Below are 23,398 nucleotides of genomic sequence, written 5' to 3'. Positions count from 1 at the left end.
TAAATTTTTTTAATTGTTCTTTCAGTAGGTATTTAAACACGACATGAATGAAACTCTAAGCCAAATCATCGCAGCAGAACTGCATGCCCAACCGAAACAGGTTTTTTCTGCCATCACCTTATTAGATGAAGGTAATACTGTCCCGTTTATCGCTCGTTACCGTAAAGAGGTTACCGGAGGGTTGGACGATACTCAGCTTCGCCAGCTAGAAAGCCGCTTAGGGTACTTACGCGAACTGAATGACCGTAAGCAAACCATTCTGAAATCGATTGAAGAGCAAGGGAAATTAACCCCAGAGCTTGCCTCTGCGATTGATACTACCCTCAATAAAACTGAACTTGAAGACCTGTATTTACCGTATAAACCGAAACGTCGTACCCGTGGGCAAATCGCCATTGAGGCAGGGCTTGAGCCATTAGCGGATACCTTGTGGACAGACCCAAGCCAGTCTCCTGAAGAACTAGCCCAAGCTTACATCGATGCAGATAAAGGCGTAGCGGATATAAAAGCAGCCTTAGATGGCGCACGTTATATTCTTATGGAGCGTTTTGCCGAAGATGCCGCCTTATTGGCCAAAGTTCGTGACTATATTTGGAAGAATGCCCACCTTGTTTCTGTTGTTGCAGAAGGTAAGCAAGAAGAAGGCGTTAAATTTAGTGACTACTTTGAGCACCAAGAGCCTGTAGCTCAAGTCCCCTCGCACCGTGCACTTGCTATGTTCCGTGGTCGTAATGAAGGTATTTTACAGCTGTCATTAAATTGTGACCCACAATTTGATGAGCCACCAAAAGAAAGTTACTGTGAAGAGATCATCACTCGCCACTTAGATGTACATTTGAATAACGCCCCAGCTGACCAATGGCGTAAAGCGGTGATCAGCTGGACATGGCGAGTCAAAGTGCTTCTGCACTTGGAAACGGAAGTAATGAGTTCTCTGCGCGAAAAAGCAGAAGAAGAGGCTATTAACGTTTTCGCCCGTAATCTCAGTGATTTGCTGATGGCCGCCCCCGCAGGCATGCGTGCAACTATGGGGCTCGATCCTGGCCTGCGTACAGGGGTAAAAGTCGCAGTAGTTGATGCAACAGGTAAACTGATTGCAACCGATACTATTTACCCACACACTGGCCAAGCGGCTAAAGCAGCAACGATTGTTGCCGCGCTGTGTCAAAAACATCATGTGGAACTCGTGGCAATCGGTAATGGGACTGCATCGCGAGAAACTGAACGCTTCTTTGCAGAAGTCCAAAAACAATACCCTGAAGTAACAGCCCAAAAAGTCATCGTCAGTGAAGCGGGGGCTTCGGTCTATTCCGCCTCTGAGCTTGCTGCGCTTGAATTCCCAACATTGGATGTATCTTTGCGTGGTGCCGTATCTATTGCACGCCGTCTACAAGATCCTCTCGCTGAACTGGTAAAAATTGACCCTAAATCTATCGGAGTTGGTCAATATCAACACGATGTTAGCCAAACTCAGTTGGCACGTAAACTCGATGCTGTGGTTGAAGATTGCGTAAACTCCGTTGGTGTCGACCTAAACACAGCTTCAGTTGCCTTACTGACTCGCGTTGCCGGTTTAAGCAAGATGATCGCCCAAAATGTGGTGGATTGGCGTGATGAAAATGGCCAATTTAATGATAGAAAGCAGTTACTGAAAGTCACGCGCCTTGGGCCAAAAGCATTTGAACAATGTGCAGGTTTCCTACGTATCACTAATGGTAAGAACCCATTGGATGCTTCGACCGTTCACCCTGAGTCTTACCCAATTGTTGAAAAAATCCTTGAGTCTGTCCGTCAACCACTAAAAGAAATTATGGGTAACTCACAAGTGCTTAATGCCTTAAGCCCACGTGATTTCACCACAGAACAATTTGGTGTCCCAACCGTCACGGATATCATTAAAGAATTAGAAAAACCGGGTCGTGACCCTCGCCCTGAGTTTAAAACGGCCACCTTTGCCGAAGGGGTTGAGACCATGAATGACCTTGTCTCTGGGATGGTCTTAGAGGGCGCAGTTACCAATGTAACCAACTTTGGCGCGTTTGTAGATATTGGTGTTCACCAAGATGGGCTCGTTCATATTTCTTCTCTATCAAATAGTTACGTTGAAGACCCTCACAAAGTGGTAAAAGCGGGTGATATCGTAAAAGTCAAAGTGCTAGATGTCGATATCGCACGTAAACGTATTGCGCTAACGATGCGTCTGGATGAGCAAGCTGGTGATACGAATAGCGCACCTCGTCGAGCAGCTCCAACGCAAGACAAAAACCCACGCAAAGCAGCACAACCAAGGGGTAATGCACGCCAAAACTCATCATCTTCTGGTAACAGTGCGATGAGCGATGCACTGGCTGCCGCATTTGGCAAAAAACGTTAATTACGTTAAATAGGCATCGCTATAAAATAATTGCGATGCCTATTATTTTTAATTAATTCACTTCACACTCGTTAATACACTTCAAAATACTCTTATACCCCAGCGTTTCAACAGCCCCACCGATTAAGAAAACAGGGCTAACTCAATGCTTCGTTGATCCACATCAAGTCAAATTGACGAAAAAAGAGGCTAAATAGAACAAAAGTAGATGATTATAATTCTCATTGTTAATTAGATTAATTTTTGTTGGGTTACGCTATCAAGTTATTGATACCCATATTTCTAGCAATAAGTATTGATATCATTATAAATTGAATTAATAGGAAGACACTATGGCTATACTTCCTCAATGCAGCTATAAAATAATTGGTTTTTCACCAGAGATAAGCCCCGCTTACCGACAAAAACTTCTTTCCCTTGGTTTGCTACCGGGTTCTGTATTTAAAGTCGTGCGCTTAGCGCCATTTGGTGACCCTGTGCAGATAGAAACGCATCGCGTGAGCTTAGTATTACGTAAAAAGGATCTCGCCCTGCTTAACCTTGATGAAGCGCCTACCGCTTAAGTATTCTTTTTATATTATTGGCAAACACTATGAAACGATTGACTATCGGCTTAATTGGCAACCCCAATGCAGGCAAAACGACCCTATTTAACCAGCTAACGGGCTCGAGACAACGCGTCGGTAACTGGGCAGGTGTCACGGTTGAACGCAAAGTTGGTCGCTTCCACACAGACGACCATAAGATTGAGCTTGTTGACCTTCCAGGGACTTATTCCCTCACCACAATTTCCGAGCAAACCTCACTAGATGAACAAATTGCCTGTTACTTTATCCTAAGTGGCGAAGCTGACATGCTAATCAATGTGGTGGATGCATCAAACCTAGAGCGCAACCTTTATCTTACATTACAGTTAGTTGAACTCGGTGTTCCTTGTATTGTTGCTCTTAATATGTTGGATATCGCACAAAGCCAACATATTGATATTGATATTGCTCAATTGGAGAAACAACTGGGTTGCCCTGTCATTCCAATGGTTTCAACACGTGCGACTGGTATTAATGAATTAAAGAAAACCATTGATACTCATCCACAAAATAGCCAAAAAGCCCTTGTCGAATATCCACCTCAATTATTACAAGCGGTAGACTCACTGTCAGATCAAATATCATCACAGCAATTTAGCCACCAACAACGCCGCTGGTTAGCATTACAAATCCTCGAAGGGGATATTTACAGCCGCCAACGTGCAGAAATAACAGAAGAGCAATTACTTTCGACACGCCAACAACTTAAAGAGAGTTTGAATGAAGAACCCGAGTTACTCATTGCAGACTCTCGCTATCAGTCTATTGCGACTATTTGCCATGCCGCTATTAATAATAGTGCTGCTGAACCCAACAAATTAACGCAATCACTGGATAGATTTATTCTCAGTCGCTGGCTTGGTGTCCCGATTTTCTTGTTTGTCATGTACCTGATGTTTGTATTAGCAATTAATATCGGAGGAGCACTACAACCTTTCTTCGAGGGGGCATCAGAAGCCATATTTATTCATGGTCTCCAGTGGCTGGGAGATTATTTGAGTTTCCCTGATTGGCTAACCATCTTCCTTGCCCAAGGTGTTGGTGGTGGTATTAATACCGTTTTACCACTCGTACCACAAATAGGGATGATGTACCTATTTCTTTCAATACTCGAAGACTCCGGCTATATGGCTCGTGCGGCATTTGTAATGGACCGGCTCATGCAAGCACTGGGCTTACCCGGCAAATCATTTGTGCCCTTAATTGTTGGCTTTGGCTGTAACGTTCCTTCCATTATGGGCGCACGTACTCTTGATGCACCGCGTGAAAGGCTGATTACTGTTCTAATGGCACCATTTATGTCTTGCGGCGCAAGGCTGGCAATTTTTGCAGTATTTGCCGCGGCCTTTTTCGGTAAAAACGGCGCTAGTGTTGTCTTTTCCCTGTATATTTTAGGGATTGTGGTCGCTATCCTGACAGGATTGCTACTCAAACACACTTTAATGCGCGGTGAAGCCTCCCCTTTCGTTATGGAATTACCGGTTTACCACGTTCCTCACGTCAAAACGTTACTGATCCAAACTTGGCAACGCTTGAAAGGCTTTGTGGTACGTGCTGGTAAGGTTATCGTCGTTGCCAGTATCTTTATCGGTGCATTAAACAGCTTCTCCTTCTCAGGTAAACCCGTTGATAATATTAATGATTCAGCACTGGCTTCGGTCAGTAAAGTTATCACGCCTGCATTACAGCCAATCGGCGTTCACGCGGACAACTGGCAAGCCACCGTCGGATTAATCACGGGAGCAATGGCCAAAGAAGTGGTCGTGGGTACATTAAATACCCTGTATACCGCCGAAGCGATCACCGCCGAACCATTTGATGCTGAATCTTTCAATTTGTGGGAAGAGTTAGAGGATGCGGTATCCGATACTTGGGATAGCTTAAAAGAAACCTTTACATTAAGTGCGCTATCGAACCCTATCGAAGCCAGTAAAGGGGACGGTGAGATGGAGTCAGGCTCTATGGGTACCATGGCAGCGAAATTTGGTTCTGGCATCGCGGCTTATAGTTATCTAATTTTTGTCTTGCTATATGTGCCTTGCGTATCTGTGATGGGAGCTATCGCTCGCGAAACCAATAAAAGCTGGATGAGTTTTTCCATTCTTTGGGGGCTCAATGTGGCCTATAGCCTTTCTGCGCTGTTTTACCAAATAGCGACATTTAGTGAGCACCCACAAAGTAGCTTAATAACTATCATTGCGGTAGTTGCTTTCAATCTTATTTTATTTATGTTCTTACGCCGTGTCCGTAGTCGGGTCACATTGAATATAAAAAGTAAAACTGCGGCGCAATGCTCTGGATGTTCAGGCAATGCCTGCCACTAAGGAATAACGTGATGGTCAGCTTGTTACAAGTTCGAGATTTAATCGCCTTATATGGGCAAGCTGACATCACTTTACTGAGTGAACGCCTCAATACCCCAATTCCGTTGGTTCAAGCCATGGCTGAAAAGCTAGTGAGTCTAGGCAAAATTGAAAAAGTCAATGTGAGTGCTTGTTTGACAGGTAGCAGTTGCAAGGGTTGCCCCGAAAGCACCGACTGTGCGCACTTTGTGTATAAGATAAAGTGAGGCACCTTGAAGGAATGTCATAAACCTGCAATTCTTTTTATCGCATAGTTGAATTCTTAAAAAACCAGACCTCTGCCGGAATATTGGGGTTTAGTTTGTGTCAATAAATCATTAACCATCATCGCTTCCTTTTGAAGTAAGGGGATAACATAAAGTGCTGTAATAAAAAGCCTGCTATGGAACTATAGTTAGCAGAATATACGCTTTAAAAACCCCCTTAATGACTGATGGTTCTATTTACTCTTCCAATCGGCTTTGAAAGTCACATAAATACTCACAAAACTCATCAGGATGTGAAATAAACGGGGCATGAGCGCTATTGCGCATAATCACAGACGGAGAGTGTGGATAAAGCTCGTCCAATACGGGCACCACTTTACGTGGGACAAGCCCGTCAAGATAACCATAAATGCGTAAGAATGGCACTGGCAGTTTTTTCAATTCCTCACGCAAATCTTCGGTACGTAATGACTCAAGCCCCGCATTTAGCGTTTCTACCGTCGGAATAGGCTGCTCGAGAACAACTGATTTTAGCAACTTTGCATCATTTCTTGCGCTTTCTGTCCCAAGCGTTTGCAGTGCTAGAAAACGTTCAACGGTGCGGTGGAAATCAGCGGCGAGCTGATGCTCAAAACCTAATAAAACCTCAGGTCTGATCCCCGCCCAGTCACTACCATCGGCTTTAAAACAAGGGGATGATGCTACTGTTATTAGCCCTGTCACTTCATAGGGATGGTCAAGAGCGATACGACTTGCCACCAGCCCCCCCAATGACCACCCTAACCAAATGGCATTTTTCGGAGCCTGTGCCCATAAAATATCCGCCATAGATTGAATACTCATTGGCGGAAAGTCTTGGCTACGACCGTAACCAGGTAAATCAACCAAGTGAATACGAAAATGCGAAGCGACCCGCGGAATAATGGTTTGCCAAACTTGCGCATTCAGCCCCCATCCGTGTAGTAACACAATATCTTGCTTTCCATCGCCAACGGTCTGCCAATATAACTTTGTCATGGTTACACTCTCTTCGTTCATTTCTTAGTCGAATATTTTTAACAGGACATTACCATGCTAACAATGGAAGGGGTCTGTTGGCTATGCCACCAATCACTAAAATTAAGTCATCAGGGCATTTGTTCATTTTGCCTCAAAGGGTTACCGAAAATGCCGGTGAGTTGCTCTCGTTGTGCTTTGCCCTGTGAGCTGCCTATTAATGAATGCGGTCGTTGCCTAAAGAGCCCCCCAGCTTGGCACCAGTTGATCACTGTAACACCGTATCAAGCCCCATTACGTAAACTCATTCATTGTTTTAAATTTAATAAACAGCCACAACTTGCCTTTTCCTTAGCCCGAATTTTTGTTTTATTTTGGCTCACTGGTTACCGCCATCATCAATGGCAAAAACCCGATTTAATCATGACTATTCCCTTACATCGCCGTCGGTTATGGTTTCGCGGCTTTGATCACATGGCCTTAATTGGTGAAATATTGTCCAGATGGTTAAATATTCCCTATTCACAAAATTCATTATTACGCAGTCATGATACACTGGCACAGATTACACTAAAAAGAGAGCATCGCCGAGCTAACCTTAAAGGTGCATTTACCTTAGAAACGTCAGTTTCAGGCCTACATGTCGCTATTATTGATGATGTTATTACCACAGGTTCTACAATGAACTCCGCAGCAAAATTGTTGATTTGTGCGGGTGCGCATACTGTTGATGCGTGGTCACTCTGTCGCACCTTGTAGGAAAGGGGTAAATGGGCGTATTATAACCAACTAAAGCAGTCAACTATTATTGAGCAAATGATTATGATTAATATTACTGAAGCAGCACAGGCTCATTTTGCCAAGTTGTTGGAAAATCAAGAGCCAGGAACCCAAATCCGTGTATTTGTCATCAACCCAGGTACACCAACAGCAGAATGCGGTGTGTCTTACTGCCCACCGGGTGCCGTTGAAGCAACAGATAAAGAACTGAAGTTCGAAAAGTTATCTGCTTATGTTGATGAAATTAGTGCCCCATTCTTGGACGATGCTGAAATTGATTTCGTCACTGACCAACTGGGTTCACAACTAACGTTAAAAGCACCAAACGCAAAAATGCGTAAAGTCTCTGATGATGCGCCATTAATTGAGCGTGTTGAGTATGTTTTACAATCACAAATAAACCCTCAATTAGCCAGCCATGGCGGCCGTGTTTCTCTGATGGAAATCACCGATGATGGTTTTGCTATCCTACAATTTGGTGGTGGTTGTAATGGTTGTTCTATGGTCGATGTCACCCTCAAAGAGGGTATCGAAAAAGAATTACTGAAAATGTTTGATGGTGAGTTAAAAGGCGTTAAAGACCTAACTGAGCACCAACGTGGCGAGCACTCTTTCTACTAATTGCCATTGATGTCTGGCACCTGTTTTTCTGCTTACAGGTGCCTAATTTTATCTTTTATGGGGGTTTCCCCACTATATTCGGTATTTTATGGACCATTTCGAGACACTAACACCCGAGCAAGCCTATCAACATTGGTTAGAAGGCACTGCTATACTTGTTGATGTACGTGATCCACAAAGCTTCCGTGCAGGCCATGCAAGTGGGGCTTATCACCTTACCAACGAGTCACTCAGTCAGTTTTTGGAACAAACGGATTATGAACAACCCGTCATGGTCATGTGTTACCACGGGCATAGCAGTCAAGGTGCTGCACAATATCTAATCAACATCGGCTATGAATCTGTTTACAGCATTAATGGCGGGTTTGAAGCTTGGTTAAGGGAATATCCACAAGCCGTCACGGCGCTCTAGATGAGAAAACGTATTCATGATCCACATCACTTCTTTTGCTAACCCGAGAATGGCGCAAGCATTTGTTGATTACATGGCAAGCCAAAATATTCATTTAAAAATGCAGCCATCGCAGGAGCAACCGCTATTTGAACTTTGGTTAGAAGATGACCAACATCTTTCTCAAGTACGCAAAGAACTCGATATCTTTTTACAAGACCCTAACCACCCCCGCTATCTAGAAGCTAGTTGGCATACCGGTAGTGCAGATACCCAATTTCAGTACCGAAATTACCTCACATGGAATTACCTAAAAGAGCAATCAGGCCCTTTAACTATCGCTGTTATTGTGTTGTCGATTATTGTATATCTTTGGGTAGAAATAACAGATGCGCGTGAAGTTTTACGTTACCTAGCTTGGCCAATTGGCGACCAACAATCTGAACTTTGGCGCTGGTTTAGCCCTGTATTGGTGCATTTTTCGTTATCGCACATTGGCTTCAACCTTGCATTATGGTGGTTCCTTGCTGGGCAAGTTGAACGAAAACTGGGAACAGGGAAACTCTTCACCATTCTATTGGTCTCAGCCTTATTCAGTAATTGGGGTCAATCACTATTTAGTGAAAATAATTTTGGCGGCTTATCTGGTGTGGTATATGCCTTGGTTAGCTACGTTTGGTTAACCGGCGAACGCCGGCCAGAAAGTGGTATCAGCATCCCACGGGGGCTAATGATATTTTCAATTATCTGGCTCTTTTTCGGTTACTTCGATATTTTAGGGATGCATATTGCCAATGCCGCACATACTTCAGGGTTAATTATCGGCTTATTGATGGGAGTATGGGATAATAGGCAAAGTTTCAAACACCAGAGCTCCAGATAAAACATTTTAATAATTAGAGGCCAACGCTGTGAAACAAACCCAGAGACATGATGCAATCGTTGAACTTGTGCGTCTTCAGGGATATGTCAGTACTGAAGAACTTGTCGAACATTTTGAGGTTAGCCCTCAAACCATCCGACGAGACCTCAATGACCTCGCTGAACAAAATAAAATTCAGCGGCACCATGGCGGCGCGGCACTACCTTCAAGTTCCGTAAATGCCGCTTATAACGACCGTAAAATTATGTGGTCAGATGAAAAAGCGCGTATTGCACAACATGTCGCTAGTCAAATCCCTGATGGCGCCACATTATTTATTGATATTGGTACGACGCCTGAAGCGGTCGCCCATGCGTTAGTGAATCATAAAAATTTGCGAGTAGTAACCAATAACTTGAACGTTGCTACTCTATTGATGCCAAAAGAAGACTTTCGCTTAATTTTAGCGGGAGGTGAAGTCCGTTCCCGTGATGGCGGAATTGTTGGTGAAGCCACGTTGGATTTTATCTCTCAATTTAGGTTGGACTATGGCATTCTTGGTATTAGTGGTATTGATATGGACGGCTCCTTGCTTGAGTTTGACTACCACGAAGTTCGTACCAAACGCGCAATTATTGAGAATTCACGCTGTGTCATGTTAGTCACCGACCACTCTAAGTTTGGCCGTAATGCGATGGTTAATCTCGGTAACATGAACTTAATCGATTACCTATTCACCGACAAACAACCACCTGATAGCATTCTCAAAGTGATTGAGCAACATAACGTCCAGCTCGAACTTTGCTAATCAAATCATTATGTTCATGATGGCAGCGCACCAGCCTGCCATCATGCTTCTGAATATCTGCCCCTCGCTTTAATTTTTTATATCCTCCGTTCCTTGTTCTTTTTCGCTCGAAACTCAAATTTCCCTTTGTAAATAACATTATTTTAAATGTGGGTATTGAAAAAAGTTTGTTACCAATATCACGCACTTGTTATTTTTTCTTCATTATTAGTTGGCATACTAATGGAATTTGATTACAATCAAATGAGCGAAAACGAACATTATTGAAAGTGTTTCGAACATCTCAGGGGGATGCATGGAAACTAAAGACTTGATTGTCATCGGCGGCGGGATCAACGGCGCTGGTATTGCAGCAGACGCTGCGGGTCGTGGATTATCGGTATTACTGCTCGAAGCTCAAGACTTAGCGAGTGCAACTTCATCTGCGAGTTCAAAACTGATCCACGGTGGCTTACGCTACCTTGAACATTACGAATTTAGGTTGGTAAGTGAAGCATTAGCAGAGCGTGAAGTGCTGCTACGCTTGGCTCCGCATATTGCTTTTCCAATGCGTTTCCGTTTACCTCACCAACCCCATTTACGCCCAGCTTGGATGATCCGTATTGGTTTATTTCTATATGACCATTTGGGAAAACGCGTCAGTTTACCAAGCAGTAAAAGTTTAAAATTCAACCAAAACTCCGTATTAAAATCTGAATTAACCAAAGGTTTTGAATATTCGGACTGTTGGGTTGATGATGCGCGTTTAGTTGTATTAAACGCTCAAGAAGTAGTACGTAAGAATGGTGAAGTTCGTACTCGCACAAAAGTAACTCGTGCTTATCGCGAAAATGGCCTATGGGTGGTTGAAGCTCAAGACTTACGTACTGGTGAGACCCACACATGGAAAGCTAAAGGGTTAGTAAACGCGACAGGACCTTGGGTAAAAGAGTTCTTCGATGATGGCTTGAAACTGAAATCACCCTACGGTATTCGTTTAATCAAGGGTAGCCACATTGTGGTTCCTCGTGCACACGACGAACCACAGGCATATATTTTACAAAACGAAGATAACCGTATTGTATTTGTGATCCCTTGGATGGATGAATTCTCAATCATTGGTACCACTGATGTGGAATACAAAGGTGATCCGAAAGATGTCAAAATCGATGAAAACGAAGTTAACTATTTACTGAAAGTATATAATGACCACTTCAAAAAACAGCTAACGGTTAGCGATATCGTTTGGGATTACTCAGGTGTTCGTCCACTATGTGATGACGAATCTGATTCACCACAAGCCATCACTCGTGACTACACATTAGATATTCACGATGAACAAGGCAAAGCCCCATTACTGTCTGTATTTGGTGGTAAATTAACGACTTATCGAAAATTAGCCGAAGCCGCTGTCAATAAGCTCGCCACCTACTACCCGAATGCAGGTAGCCCTTGGACTAAAAATGGTCAATTACCTGGCGGGGATATTGAAGGTTGCGACCGTGACGGCTATGCACGTGTACTGCGCCAACATTATCAATGGCTACCTGAAGGCTTAGCCCTGCGTTTTGCCAGAACTTACGGTAGCAACAGTAAATTAATCCTTGAAGGTGCGAATTCACTCAGTGATCTCGGTGACGCCTTTGGTGCCAATGTTTACGAGGCTGAATTACGTTATTTAGTTAAACATGAATGGGTAACTGAATTAGATGATGCTATCTGGCGCCGTACTAAGCTCGGTATGTGGCTAAATGATGAAGAAAAACAACGTATTGCACAGTGGTTATCAGAGCATTCGCTATCTGAGCGTGCTTCTGTATAACGGCAAAATATCATGACTCGCTAAACAATGTTTCCCTAGATTAGGGGCTTTTAGTTAAGTGACTTGTAAGGCCTGATTTTACTGTTCAACAGGGGTCAGGCCTTTTAATTTGGCGCTATATCACTGACAAGGTAACTTTGATGATACCTTACTACCTTAGTTCCCTCTCATTTATGCCATGTCATCCGCTTTTTGAAACCTAATCCTAATAAAGTACATATCCCTATTGAATCAAAATACCCCTTAAATTTTACTCGTCACATCTAGGCCTAACGTCATCTTACGGGACGCGCACGCATGCTGTTAGTTTAGTGCGTAAGCAACCGTGAGTTCACTTTGACCTCAACCCCATATCTGATAATCTGTGCTTATAAATATCTATTGATAGTTAAATATAATGATAAGTAAGTTTAAAAACCTAAAGTTCTTTGAAAACGAACCACTAGTTCATCATTTAAACTACACACTGACAGAAACCGAGGTGAAGAACATACTGAATGGTTGGCTACCCTTATGTATGGAAGATAAATGGCTCTCTTATAGTGAAGAGGGTTATGTTTATGTTCATCGAAGCTGGACTGGGCATTTGATGTATAAGTTTGCCATCCGCAATAATGTTATCAATAGTGTGGAAATTGCGATGGATGATTTTGTCGATATGACCAACGAAAGAAAAATAGAGGTTTTCTTATCGCTCTTACCCCATTTATCAAAAGAGCATTCAAATGACTGGTCGTAGTATGAGGTTTCTGTAAAGGCGCTGCGGCTCTATCTTAGCCCCTAGAGAGGGAGTGGTGAGAAATCAACGCGCCTAAAGTCGCCAACAAAATTGGACACTTTATCGCTAAACAGCTTATAATACCCATTCACCTTACCAAATTACTCAACTTAGTAGGTACGTCCCACGATGAATTAAGCACTGCCAGAAAATATTTTCCAATACTAATTTGGTATTCATTTTTCTGTTCCTGGCAGGCAACCACTTTCATCGACGCTTATTGATAAGTCAACAACGTTGTCTGTCCTCGCAATTTTGGAGGTGCATATGACTGTTGCTTGTCACTTTTCACAACTTAATATTGAATTTAACCAAACCGCCCTATTTCCCCCACTGAGCGGGACTTTATCTTGCCAAAAAAACGCCTTAATCGGGAATAATGGCACTGGTAAGTCGGTTTTAATGCGACTTCTTGCACAAACTCTCCCCCCAACACAAGGTAACGTGCACTGGAATATTCCCTTTCTCCACGTCGATCAGTTAACTCGATTAGCGGGTGATACATTGGTTGATGCTTTAGGCATCTCTGAGATTTATTATGCATTTGCCCGCATTGAATCAGGAAATGGCACCTTTGATGATTTCGAACAGGTTGAAGATAAATGGCATTTGCCATCTCAATGGGAAAATCTATTGGACTCAGCCAGACTACCCGTTTCCATGGAAACCCCTATTGCATCTTTAAGTGGTGGCGAACGCACACGTCTCGCCCTTTGCCGTGCTTTTTTGCAGAAAAATAGTTTTCTATTACTTGATGAACCCGATAATCACTTAGATGCGCAGAGTCGACAATGGCTAAGTGAAAAGTTATCTGAACATACCGCTGGGTGCTTAGTTATATCGCATAATCGGGCATTGCTCGGGGAGATGGACGCCACCTTTGAGCTAACCGCTAAAGGGTTGTATGAATATGGAGGGAATTATGACTTATACGACACTCAGAAAAACTTCGAAATAGCGGCAATTGATGCACAAGCCGAACGTTTAGAAAAACAAATTAATCAAGAGAAAAAACAACAACAGATCACATTGAAAAAAGCGGCTCAACGTAAAAAACAAGGAGAGAAGATTCGCTATGGTGGTTCTCAATCCTTGTTACTACTTGATATGCAGAAAAATCGTGCTGAAAAAAGACAGTCAAAAGTTGCCGACCGCCATCAGCGCGTCATGGATAACTTACAAAATCAGCAACAAGAAAACCATGAAAAAATTCGCCATATCAAACCGCAAAAAATGGCGATTAACTACCAAAGTGAGGGAAGAAAAGTAACCGTTTTCGCTTCTGAATTAATGTTACCTTATGGCCATTCATCACCACTTTCATTCACTATATACAGTGGAGAACACTGGCATATTCAGGGCAACAATGGTTGCGGGAAATCCACGTTACTCAAAGTATTAATGGGGTATCTTCCGGCGGTCTCAGGAGAATATCGTTTAAGTGGCACAGTGTGTTATTTAGATCAGCATTTGAGTTTACTGGATAAATCCTTGCCGGTTGGGGAAGCACTTCATCAATACCAACCATTATTCTCCGTTGAACAATGGCGCACACAGCTTGGTATGCTACGCATTCGAGGGGAGAAATCATTACAGCCACTAACACAACTTAGTGGCGGTGAACAATTGAAAGCCACCTTGTTAGCGCTCACTCATAGCCCTAATCCGCCGGCTATTTTGTTACTTGATGAACCCGATAACCATCTGGACTTGGACTCAAAACAGTTACTTGAGGACTTACTCAACGATTATCAAGGTAGTTTATTACTGGTTTCTCATGATGAAGCATTCATTGAACGGTGCAATATCACCAACACGTTAAATCTCTCTGATGATTAACACTATTGGCCACCATAACCCACGGTGGCCAATTTTTAACGAATAAAGGTGTTTTTTACTCGGCTAGACACCAAAAAATAGGGGACCCATAAGGCGCAGTAGAAACTCCCATTAATCGCTGTAATCACATTCGAATAATTAACTTCAATACCGAATGTATAGGGGAAAACAAAGCGAGCCACAATAATCATCACGGTATACAGTAACATGGTAATGATAAATAACCATTTCGCGCTTTTTTTCCATTTTGCTGCAGCAATAAATGTCCACAGAAATAAGGCTATCAAAACCCCATAGCCTGTTTGTAACAGGTAAAACCCTGTCGAAAAACCAGCAACGTAAAAGTCAGAATCAGCTTGTGTCGCTAATGGCCAAACGGTTTTTACTTGTGCAATATCTAACAATAACATCATGACCGTTTTGTATAACATGTAAAATAACCCTATAACGGGTAAAATCAACCATCCACTGACCCCTTGTAGTGGTTTTTTCGCAACCGTCTGAGAAACACCTTGTACTATTGGCTGCCCTATTTGAGTGGTTGATTGGTGCGTATCCATTCCGATAACCTTTATGAGTTTTGCATTTTTTGTTCAATAAATGCTTTGAGTATAATAGCCTGATTATGTTGCGTGTCTTTTGCACTGTATAATAACGTTAAACTCCCCTGCTTTGCTTGTGAAACTAACGGCTGCCATGCCGTTGTATGGTTTAATTCTTGCAGGTAGTGCTCGGTAAATTGTACAAATTGATCAGTGTGTTGATGAAACCATTTTCGCAATTCATTTGTTGGTGCGACATCTTTATTCCATTCATCATGCTGTAAGTCGGTTTTTTTGATCCCCCTTGGCCATAGCCGGTCAACGAGTACCCGGTAACCATCGTCATCTGCAACAGGGTCATAGACTCTTTTACACTTAATCATCATGCCTCCTGCTTAATAAATTATCGTTGAAACAACACAAACTAGTTCACAAACGTATTTTTAACGCGTCTTGATACTAAGAAATAGGGTATCCAAATAGCGCAACCAATTAAACCTCTGAATATATCCTTAATATCTGAGGCATCCACCGCTATACCTAACAAACTACTCGCTAATAGAATATCTGTGATGGTCAAAGCTAAGGAAAAAAGCTGGAAAAAAATATACACTTTAATCGTCAACATTTTCTTAGTAAAAAAGACATAGCAAAGAAAAAGTAAGACAGCATATAAAATAACGTTACCTAGCACTTCGAAGTAAATCAGCTCTTTAAATAACGGAATAAATGAATCGGATTGTGGGTTAGTTAGTTCATGCCAATATTCGATCACTTGGGCATTTTGGCTATAAATTACAAAAGGGAGCACAATAAGAGACAGCACGATCCCTAACATAGGCAAAATTAGCCACCCACCAATCCCTTTTAGTTCAGGGGTAGGTTTTGGCGGTGGTGTCGAAGTACTATCTGGTAAACTCCCATTTTCAATTTTCATCTACACGTCCTTATTAGAGATAACCATCATGTCATTACAAAAATAATAGACTTAAGTAAGATAGCATATTTAATTAATAAAAAATGAGTAACTAAATGCGCTTAATCACAATATATAGTGAATAAAGAAAAATCCTATAAGGTCTTAATAATGAAAACATTTTTAGTTAAACTCCCCCTACCCTCACATTATCTTTCTAGTGATTTCTTCGCCTTTCATCTTAGAGACCAACAAAATGTCGCAGAAATTGTTGAAGGAAATACCTTGCACAAAGGATTAATCTGGCAACAACAAGCTGCAAAATTAAATTTAATGATTAAAAATCAGCAAGCAACGCTATCACTGGAAATTGACTCACCAACCGTTATACCTCAAGAGTCTGAGCTTCATTCTCTCGCAAAACATTTATTAGGATTAAACCAACCAGTTGAACAGTTTGAAGCGCAATACATGACAGACCCAATAATTGGGAAACTGATTAAAAAACAACAGGGATTAAGAATTTATCAATCAGCTAATGCCTTTGAAGCCTTAGTTTGGGCTATTATTGGTCAACAAATCAGTGTTCATGCTGCAATTGCAATTCGCCGAAGATTTATCCAAGCAGTTGGGCTTCAACATACCTCAGGAATTTGGTGTTTTCCGGATGTACTGCAAGTTTCTCAAGTTAGTGACGATACCCTTCGCCAAGCAGGGTTTTCAATTGGTAAAGTCGTTGCTCTGAGAGCGCTTTGTGACGCAATAGAGAACCAACAAATTGACTTATCACAGCAAATAAACCATGAGAACGTAAATTTCATCACTGAACAACTATTACAAATTAAAGGTATTGGTCCTTGGACGGTTAGCTATGCACTCCTTCGTGGATTTAATTACTTAAATGGCTCTTTACATGGCGATGTTGCGGTCAGGCGTAATTTGCAAACGTTGCTGACTAAACAAGAGCCACCAACGGCTAAGGAAACAGAAAAATGGCTAACACAGTTTTCTCCTTGGCGAGCCCTTGTTGCCGCCCATTTGTGGCGTAGTCAATCTGCTGCGGGTTATTAACCCTCAGCTAAAAGTTAAGGTGATGACCTGATTTAATTCATTTTGGCCTTATGTTTTATTATCTGAATCGCTTAAATTTTATCAGGTAATAATTATGGATAATTTCAATGTGGGTGCAAACCATTTACATCATGTTCAAGGTGACAGGCTTTTTGACGATGAACTACCTAACGAAGCCGACGAAATATGGGGCCATATAAGAGAATGGTTCTCTCCCAAATTAGAACCCCTTGCATATGAATGCCTTAATGATTTTTATCATGTTGATCTATTAGTCACACCGCCTGAGCAACTTGAAAGCTTTTTGACATTAAAATCATTAGCTTCACAAGGGCATCAAAACAATTTTACGACAGAATATGTAAGGGGAATGGAGGCCGCTGAGTGCACTATAATAAACGCCACTCATGGTCTAGCTGAGTCTGTCCTCATACCATTAAGTGAACCTGAATATTTGGGGAGTTTGGCAGACTTTACAGCAAGAAGGTAATTCCTTTTCACTTATTAAATATTTTTCTTGGAAGGCCATACCGCTTTAAATTTAAGGTCATCCCCTGATTTGATTTCTTATAACTTTATATTTATATCGCCCAGAAATAACCAGTATTTATAAGGGGGTAACATTGAATAATTTTAGCATTGGTCATAATAACAACCAAATTAATAGTATTAACAATCATATAGGTACATTCCAATTAAATACTCTATGGCAAGCGATAGAAGAATGTTTTCCACCAGAAACTCATGAACGAGCAAATGAACACTTTAATAATCTTTTTTCGAATGCTAGGTTACAACCGAATGAGCAACTAGCAATTTTTTTGACATTACAATCATTAGCTTCACCCAGTACCCAAAGTAATTTTAGAATTGGCTATTATTCAGGAACAAATACCGTTACCTGCACCATAGATACTTTTCGTCAAAATGGTTCCATGTGCATGGATATACCATTAATTGAACGCGATTATCATGCTGAACATCTTAATTTTGCTTTAAATAGCTGGGTAAATAACGCGCCGATAGGAGAGAACCGAAATGAGGCTGCCGATATAATACGACGATGTTTTGCGCAAAATAGCGATAATATTGATTTATCAAACCAGAATATTAGTAGTTTACCCACTTTTCTACCGCCTAATTTGCGTTCGCTTAATGTGGCTAATAATCAGTTAACCTCCCTGCCCATATTTTCAGACTCACTAATAACATTAAATCTTTCTCATAACCAGCTAACGAGTTTGTCGAGTCTTCCTGAAGATTTAGAACGATTAAATATCGCTAATAACCAGTTAACCAACTTACCAAGACTTCCACTTTATATGGTTAGCTTACAGGCCAATAATAATCAATTAACCAACATGCCAATGCTGCCATACGCTTTATCTGATTTAAACGTATCGAATAATCAGCTGACTTACCTACAAACAAGCCAAACACCGCTAATAACCTTAGATATTTCTCATAACCAGTTTACTCAGCTTCCCTATCTACCCCCTACCCTAAGGGAACTGTATGCATCCCATAACCCATTAGTTAACAGCCCTATCATTCCTGCTGGTTTAGATTCTGATTTATAACGCAGTACCAGAAACAACAGATTTACTGAGCTATAAAGTCGATATCTGAAGGGGAAATTTAATCCTAAAGCCACGTTACTCTGACTGACTCGTAAACAGTCACGGTGCCACAAACACAGAAGCCCAACTCAGGCGAATTGGGCTTCTGATGACTAACAATAACGTTTTAGCGTAACCAGTTAGTTTTCACTAATTGTACAACTTCGTCACCACGACCAGTCATAATCGCTTTTAACATATACAAACTAAAACCTTTTGCTTCTTGAGCTTCAATTTCTGGCGGCATTGACAGTTCCTGCTTAGCAGTCAGTACATCAACTACCACCGGACCATCATGAGCAAATGCGTCTTTCAAGGCTCCCTCTAGGTCTTCGCTTTTTTCAACACGGATCCCTTTGATACCGGCAGCATTGGCAATAGCGGCAAAATTAGGGTTGTGTAGATCAGTCCCTGCGGTTAAGAAACCTGCAACCTTCATCTCCATCGCGACAAACCCAAGCACCCCATTATTATGGATAATAATCTTCACTGGCAGTTGCATTTGTGAAAGGGAAATAAAGTCCCCCATTAACATACTAAAACCACCATCGCCACACATCGCAACGACTTGGCGTTTCTTATCAACCGCCTGTGCACCAATAGCCTGTGGCATCGCATTCGCCATTGAACCATGGTTAAATGAGCCGATAAGACGACGCTTGCCATTCATTTTCAAATAACGCGCAGCCCAAACGGTTGGAGTGCCAACATCACAAGTGAAAATAGCATCTTCCGCAGCAAGCTCACTGATTTTTGTTGCCAAATATTGTGGGTGGATCAACCCCTCATGCCCCGGTTTAGCAAGGTCATCCAACCCTTTACGTGCCTCTGCATAATGTTTTAAAGCACCGTCGAGGTGTTTTGTTTCCTGCTTGGTCTGTAAATGAGGCTGTAACGCATCAAGTGTCGCTTTAATATCACCAATTAACCCCATATCAATATGGCAGTGTGACCCTAAGCTACCTGCATTAATATCAATTTGAATGATTTTTGCTTCATTGGGGTAGAAAGGACGGTAAGGGAATTGAGTTCCTAATAATACAACAGTATCCGCATTCATCATGGCGTGGTAACCTGATGAAAAGCCAATTAACCCAGTCATACCAACGCTATACGGGTTATTCCATTCAATATGTTCTTTACCTCGTAAAGCATGTACAACAGGAGCTTTCAGTGTTTCAGCTAACTTAACCACTTCATCATGAGCACCCGCGCAACCATTCCCACAAAACAGGGTCACATTCTTAGATTGATTAAGTACCTGAGCTAATTTTTCAATTTCACTACGCTGAGGCATGATTAACGGAGCTTGAGGCTGATACCATGTTTCTTTTGCGGTTTCAGGTGCATCTTTTAATGCTACATCACCGGGTATCACAACAACAGACACCCCTTTATTCAAAATCGCTTTACGCAGGGCAATCCCTAAAACCTGTGGAATTTGTTCTGGATTAGACACCATTTCACAGTAGTGGCTACATTCGCGGAACAGTTCTGTAGGATGCGTTTCTTGGAAATAATTACTGCCGATTTCACTTGATGGAATATGCGCTGCAATCGCCAATACTGGCACTCGATTACGATGACAGTCATACAACCCATTGATAAGGTGCATGTTACCTGGTCCACAGGAACCTGCACACACTGCCAAGTTTCCTGTCAACTGGGCCTCTGCCCCAGCGGCAAAAGCAGCAACCTCTTCATGGCGGGTTCCTAACCATTCGATAGCACCTTGACGGCGTAAGCTATCGGTTAAGCCATTCAATGAGTCTCCAGTAACGCCCCAAATACGTTTAACACCTGCATTATCAAGTACTTTTGCAATATAGGATGCAACACTCTGTTTTTTCATATCGGCACTCTTTTAAATCGCATGTTATACACAGCATATTTTTTCCTAAAATAAACTGCATATTATTGAGGTAAGCAACAAAGTCCTTCTTTATATTCTGCCACTCTCGTTTATAACTAAGCATACAAATGACTGACTATTTAATTGATTGTAACTAAGTCAATTCTGCATTCCTACTTGTCTAGCTGATTATAAAAAAGAACAACATAATCCACCGTTATTATCAAAAGAAGAAGGTACTGACAGCACAAATTAATTAGCGAAGGGTTACAATACACTTTCAAATAAATAATTCTTAGAGAGTATTATTTGCTTTTTTGCTACCCATCTATATATGACTATCAACAATAAAATAATGATTCAATTATTTAATATTAGCCACCGAAACTTACCCGTGAAAATAATGATTCTGATCAAAATAGTGCCATTTATCCGCTAGGCTTACGCTTAAACGACCCTCTATTTTTTCTAAAATAATAGCTGTAGCTGTATTTCTGAATAATTTTGAACCTAATAATTTATTGGAGTTTACAGGTGATGAAAGGTGGTCAGAAAAAACAACAAGCGCTTTACGATAAGCGGATTTTGACTTAAGTAGCATTGTCGCTTGCTCAATAACTCCTTGTATTTCTAAGCAATATGTATTCACATCAATACATAAACAATTATTTTTAATATTCAATTTATTATGAATGACAGTTGCTTGAGTCGATGAAAAAGGCTTAATCATTGTAGAGGCAAGGATAAGAACATCAATATCATCATCCTTGATAATTGGTTTTGCCGCATTAATTAACATCGTTAACGCGTTTTTATTTGATGAAAACATAATGTGAGATTTCTTTGAATGAAGATTTATCCGTCTCTGATTGTCTCTTCTTGCACTCAGGCATTCCTCTACAGTGCAATTATTTTTACTTATCAAGAATGGTCGATAGATATTAATTGCTGAAATTCTTATTGTACAATTCATGATGCCCTCCTATGATGCACTAATATTTATCATAGACGGCTTTTCTTATTTTAAAATACAACACGTTGATTAATATGGTTTTAATAGTATCACCAAGAGGCTATTTAGCCAGTAAACTATGACAATACAACAGTAACAATCATAAAATACACTTTATGAAATTAGCGCTTAGCTTCCCCTTAGTAACTAGCATAAAATACCTATATTTTACATTTAAGCGATATTAATGTAATATTACCCTCGGATTTTATAACTTAAGGTGATCTTCTTGCTGTATTTACAGGACAAACTCTCTCATTACTCTACCCACAAATTCCCTGCTTTAGGCCTGTTATTCAGCGCTACATTAAAATATTAAAAACTTATCTATTACTTAAACAACGACTATTCTAAATAATAAGGTTTTGCATTTTATTCAGATATGAAAACCCACATCTTAAATGCAGTTGTTTTGGTTGTTCACATTCAAATAAGAGGATGGTTTCATGAAATTCAAGAAGAAAAAAGAAAAACCGTTAAATATTAGTGATATTACAATAATTGATGACGGGAAACTTAAAAAAGCAATTACCGCCGCTTCGCTGGGTAATGCGATGGAATGGTTTGACTTTGGTGTTTACGGCTTCTTAGCCTATGTCTTAGGTAAGGTTTTCTTTCCGGACGCATCACCGAGCGTTCAGATGATTGCAGCATTAGCGACTTTCTCAGTACCTTTCTTAGTTAGGCCTTTAGGTGGGGTCGTATTCGGGATACTTGGCGACAAATACGGTCGTCAGAAAGTGCTTTCAATGACCATTATTATTATGGCTGTAAGTACCTTCTGTATTGGTTTAATTCCCGCTTATGAAACGATTGGTATCTGGGCACCCATACTGCTATTAATTGCTAAATTAGCTCAAGGTTTCTCTGTGGGTGGCGAATACTCCGGGGCCGCTATATTTGTTGCTGAATACTCACCCGACCGTAAACGTGGGTTTATGGGAAGCTGGTTAGATTTCGGTTCTATTGCTGGCTTCGTATTGGGTGCCGGTGTTGTGGTGCTTATTTCCAGTATCGTTGGTGAGGCTAACTTCCATGATTGGGGGTGGAGAATTCCATTCTTCTTAGCATTACCATTAGGGATCATCGGCCTTTATCTGCGCCATTCCCTTGAGGAAACGCCTGCATTCCAACAACATATCGAATCATTAGAGCAACAAGATAAAGCTAATATTCAAGATCCACCAAAAGTCTCCGTGCGTGAAGTTGCATCTAAGTACTGGAAAAGCTTACTTATTTGTGTTGGATTAGTGATAGCAACTAATGTAACTTATTATATGTTGCTTACCTACATGCCAAGTTATTTATCACATAACTTAAATTACTCGACTGACCATGGTGTACTCATCATCATTGCAATTATGATTGGTATGCTATTTGTTCAACCGATTATCGGTTTAACCAGTGATAAAATTGGCCGCCGCCCATTTGTTATCACTGGTAGCGTAGGGTTAATTCTTTTAGCCTATCCAGCGTTTATGTTAATAAATAGCGGTTCAGTTGGCTTAATTTTCCTTGGCTTATTAATTCTAGCTGTTTTACTGAACTGTTTTACTGGGGTTATGGCATCAATTTTACCGGCGATTTTCCCAACGAATATTCGTTACAGTGCCCTTGCCATCGCATTTAATATTTCCGTGTTAATTGCGGGTGCCACTCCAACCGTTGCGGCTTGGTTAGTTGAATCAACTACCGACTTGTATATGCCTGCTTATTACCTGATTGTAATCGCACTAATTGGCTTATACACCGGTATTCGAATGCCAGAAACAGCCAATAAACCATTGCGAGGGGCAACACCTGCGGCATCAGATAAAGCAGAAGCAAAAGAAATTTTAAGTGAGCACTTTGACAATATTGAGCAAAGAGTTGAAGATATTGATCAAGAAATTGCTGAGCTTGAGAAAAAACGCCAATCTTTAATCAACCAGCACCCTAAATTAGATTAAACACTGTAGGGCCTGAAATATGGCCCTTCTG

Annotated in this window: 22 protein-coding genes; 16 read left to right on the top strand and 6 right to left on the bottom strand. The window is 41.3% G+C overall.

The annotated features are described in order from the left end of the window. Positions 1–43: 43 nt before the first annotated feature. The 4 genes from RB151_RS01315 to RB151_RS01300 all read left to right on the top strand — a co-directional run bounded on the left by RB151_RS01315 (position 44) and on the right by RB151_RS01300 (position 5,530). A complete protein-coding gene (locus RB151_RS01315; RefSeq protein WP_042847756.1) occupies positions 44–2,374 on the top strand; it encodes a Tex family protein in 2,331 nt (776 codons plus the stop codon). 332 nt (positions 2,375–2,706) lie between these two features. Continuing rightward, positions 2,707–2,937, top strand: a complete 231-nt coding sequence (gene feoA / locus RB151_RS01310; RefSeq protein WP_048605471.1) for a ferrous iron transporter A — start codon at positions 2,707–2,709, stop codon at positions 2,935–2,937. A gap of 29 nt (positions 2,938–2,966) precedes the next feature. Next, positions 2,967–5,285 carry a Fe(2+) transporter permease subunit FeoB gene (gene feoB / locus RB151_RS01305; protein WP_042847761.1) on the top strand — a complete coding sequence of 773 codons (2,319 nt, stop codon included), beginning with the start codon at positions 2,967–2,969 and terminating at the stop codon, positions 5,283–5,285. Positions 5,286–5,296: 11 nt separating this feature from the next. Next, positions 5,297–5,530 (top strand): FeoC-like transcriptional regulator, encoded by a 234-nt coding sequence (locus RB151_RS01300; protein WP_034784224.1) that lies wholly within the window; start codon positions 5,297–5,299, stop codon positions 5,528–5,530. 237 nt (positions 5,531–5,767) lie between these two features. Here the strand turns inward: RB151_RS01300 and bioH are convergent, their stop codons facing one another. Beyond that, entirely contained in the window at positions 5,768–6,547 is a 780-nt protein-coding gene (gene bioH / locus RB151_RS01295) for a pimeloyl-ACP methyl ester esterase BioH (protein WP_071547609.1), read from the bottom strand. A 54-nt stretch (positions 6,548–6,601) separates the two neighbouring features. Between bioH and RB151_RS01290 the strand changes: the two genes are divergently transcribed. From RB151_RS01290 to RB151_RS01255, 8 genes are all read left to right on the top strand, one after another. After that, positions 6,602–7,285, top strand: coding sequence for a phosphoribosyltransferase family protein (locus RB151_RS01290; protein WP_042847768.1), 684 nt, complete (start codon positions 6,602–6,604; stop codon positions 7,283–7,285). A gap of 63 nt (positions 7,286–7,348) precedes the next feature. Then, on the top strand, positions 7,349–7,927 hold the full coding sequence (gene nfuA, locus RB151_RS01285) for a Fe-S biogenesis protein NfuA (protein WP_042847770.1): 579 nt from the start codon (positions 7,349–7,351) through the stop codon (positions 7,925–7,927). Positions 7,928–8,015: 88 nt separating this feature from the next. Next, positions 8,016–8,339 carry a thiosulfate sulfurtransferase GlpE gene (gene glpE / locus RB151_RS01280; protein WP_042847772.1) on the top strand — a complete coding sequence of 108 codons (324 nt, stop codon included), beginning with the start codon at positions 8,016–8,018 and terminating at the stop codon, positions 8,337–8,339. Positions 8,340–8,355: 16 nt separating this feature from the next. Then, entirely contained in the window at positions 8,356–9,201 is an 846-nt protein-coding gene (gene glpG, locus RB151_RS01275; protein ID WP_071547608.1) for a rhomboid family intramembrane serine protease GlpG, read from the top strand. Between the two features lie 28 nt (positions 9,202–9,229). After that, positions 9,230–9,988, top strand: a complete 759-nt coding sequence (locus tag RB151_RS01270; protein ID WP_004262881.1) for a DeoR/GlpR family transcriptional regulator — start codon at positions 9,230–9,232, stop codon at positions 9,986–9,988. Positions 9,989–10,283: 295 nt separating this feature from the next. Next, a complete protein-coding gene (gene glpD / locus RB151_RS01265) occupies positions 10,284–11,789 on the top strand; it encodes a glycerol-3-phosphate dehydrogenase (RefSeq protein WP_071547607.1) in 1,506 nt (501 codons plus the stop codon). A 397-nt stretch (positions 11,790–12,186) separates the two neighbouring features. After that, positions 12,187–12,528, top strand: coding sequence for a hypothetical protein (locus tag RB151_RS23500; protein ID WP_173424831.1), 342 nt, complete (start codon positions 12,187–12,189; stop codon positions 12,526–12,528). A 306-nt stretch (positions 12,529–12,834) separates the two neighbouring features. Next, positions 12,835–14,406, top strand: a complete 1,572-nt coding sequence (locus tag RB151_RS01255; RefSeq protein WP_048605476.1) for an ATP-binding cassette domain-containing protein — start codon at positions 12,835–12,837, stop codon at positions 14,404–14,406. Between the two features lie 35 nt (positions 14,407–14,441). Here RB151_RS01255 and RB151_RS01250 read toward each other — a convergent pair whose 3' ends face one another. The 3 genes from RB151_RS01250 to RB151_RS01240 are packed head-to-tail and all read right to left on the bottom strand — an operon-like array spanning position 14,442 to position 15,885. Further along, positions 14,442–14,966, bottom strand: a complete 525-nt coding sequence (locus tag RB151_RS01250; protein ID WP_080750921.1) for a DUF2569 family protein — start codon at positions 14,964–14,966, stop codon at positions 14,442–14,444. Positions 14,967–14,977: 11 nt separating this feature from the next. Next, positions 14,978–15,331, bottom strand: coding sequence for a DUF488 domain-containing protein (locus RB151_RS01245; RefSeq protein WP_042847782.1), 354 nt, complete (start codon positions 15,329–15,331; stop codon positions 14,978–14,980). 41 nt (positions 15,332–15,372) lie between these two features. Next, complete coding sequence (locus tag RB151_RS01240; RefSeq protein ID WP_048605477.1) at positions 15,373–15,885, bottom strand: DUF2569 domain-containing protein; 513 nt, start codon at positions 15,883–15,885, stop codon at positions 15,373–15,375. Between the two features lie 150 nt (positions 15,886–16,035). On the opposite strand from RB151_RS01240, the gene RB151_RS01235 reads away from it, so the two are divergent. The 3 genes from RB151_RS01235 (at position 16,036) to RB151_RS01225 (ending at position 18,515) form a co-directional block, all read left to right on the top strand. Further along, positions 16,036–16,935: a DNA-3-methyladenine glycosylase family protein gene (locus tag RB151_RS01235; protein WP_071547606.1), complete on the top strand. Its 900-nt coding sequence runs from the start codon at positions 16,036–16,038 to the stop codon at positions 16,933–16,935. Positions 16,936–17,029: 94 nt separating this feature from the next. Beyond that, on the top strand, positions 17,030–17,425 hold the full coding sequence (locus tag RB151_RS01230; protein WP_071547605.1) for a hypothetical protein: 396 nt from the start codon (positions 17,030–17,032) through the stop codon (positions 17,423–17,425). A 133-nt stretch (positions 17,426–17,558) separates the two neighbouring features. Next, positions 17,559–18,515: a leucine-rich repeat domain-containing protein gene (locus RB151_RS01225; RefSeq protein ID WP_071547604.1), complete on the top strand. Its 957-nt coding sequence runs from the start codon at positions 17,559–17,561 to the stop codon at positions 18,513–18,515. Positions 18,516–18,681: 166 nt separating this feature from the next. On the opposite strand, the gene poxB is transcribed toward RB151_RS01225, so the two are convergent. Both poxB and RB151_RS01215 read right to left on the bottom strand, forming a co-directional pair. After that, on the bottom strand, positions 18,682–20,406 hold the full coding sequence (gene poxB, locus RB151_RS01220) for a ubiquinone-dependent pyruvate dehydrogenase (RefSeq protein ID WP_042847788.1): 1,725 nt from the start codon (positions 20,404–20,406) through the stop codon (positions 18,682–18,684). Positions 20,407–20,794: 388 nt separating this feature from the next. Next, positions 20,795–21,379, bottom strand: a complete 585-nt coding sequence (locus RB151_RS01215) for a hypothetical protein (RefSeq protein ID WP_145927294.1) — start codon at positions 21,377–21,379, stop codon at positions 20,795–20,797. A 485-nt stretch (positions 21,380–21,864) separates the two neighbouring features. On the opposite strand from RB151_RS01215, the gene proP reads away from it, so the two are divergent. Beyond that, positions 21,865–23,367, top strand: a complete 1,503-nt coding sequence (gene proP, locus RB151_RS01210; RefSeq protein WP_071547602.1) for a glycine betaine/L-proline transporter ProP — start codon at positions 21,865–21,867, stop codon at positions 23,365–23,367. The last annotated feature ends 31 nt before the right edge of the window (positions 23,368–23,398 follow it).

Source organism: Providencia rettgeri, from assembly GCF_001874625.1.
GTDB lineage: Bacteria > Pseudomonadota > Gammaproteobacteria > Enterobacterales > Enterobacteriaceae > Providencia > Providencia huashanensis.
This window is presented reverse-complemented; position numbering and strand designations above follow the sequence as displayed.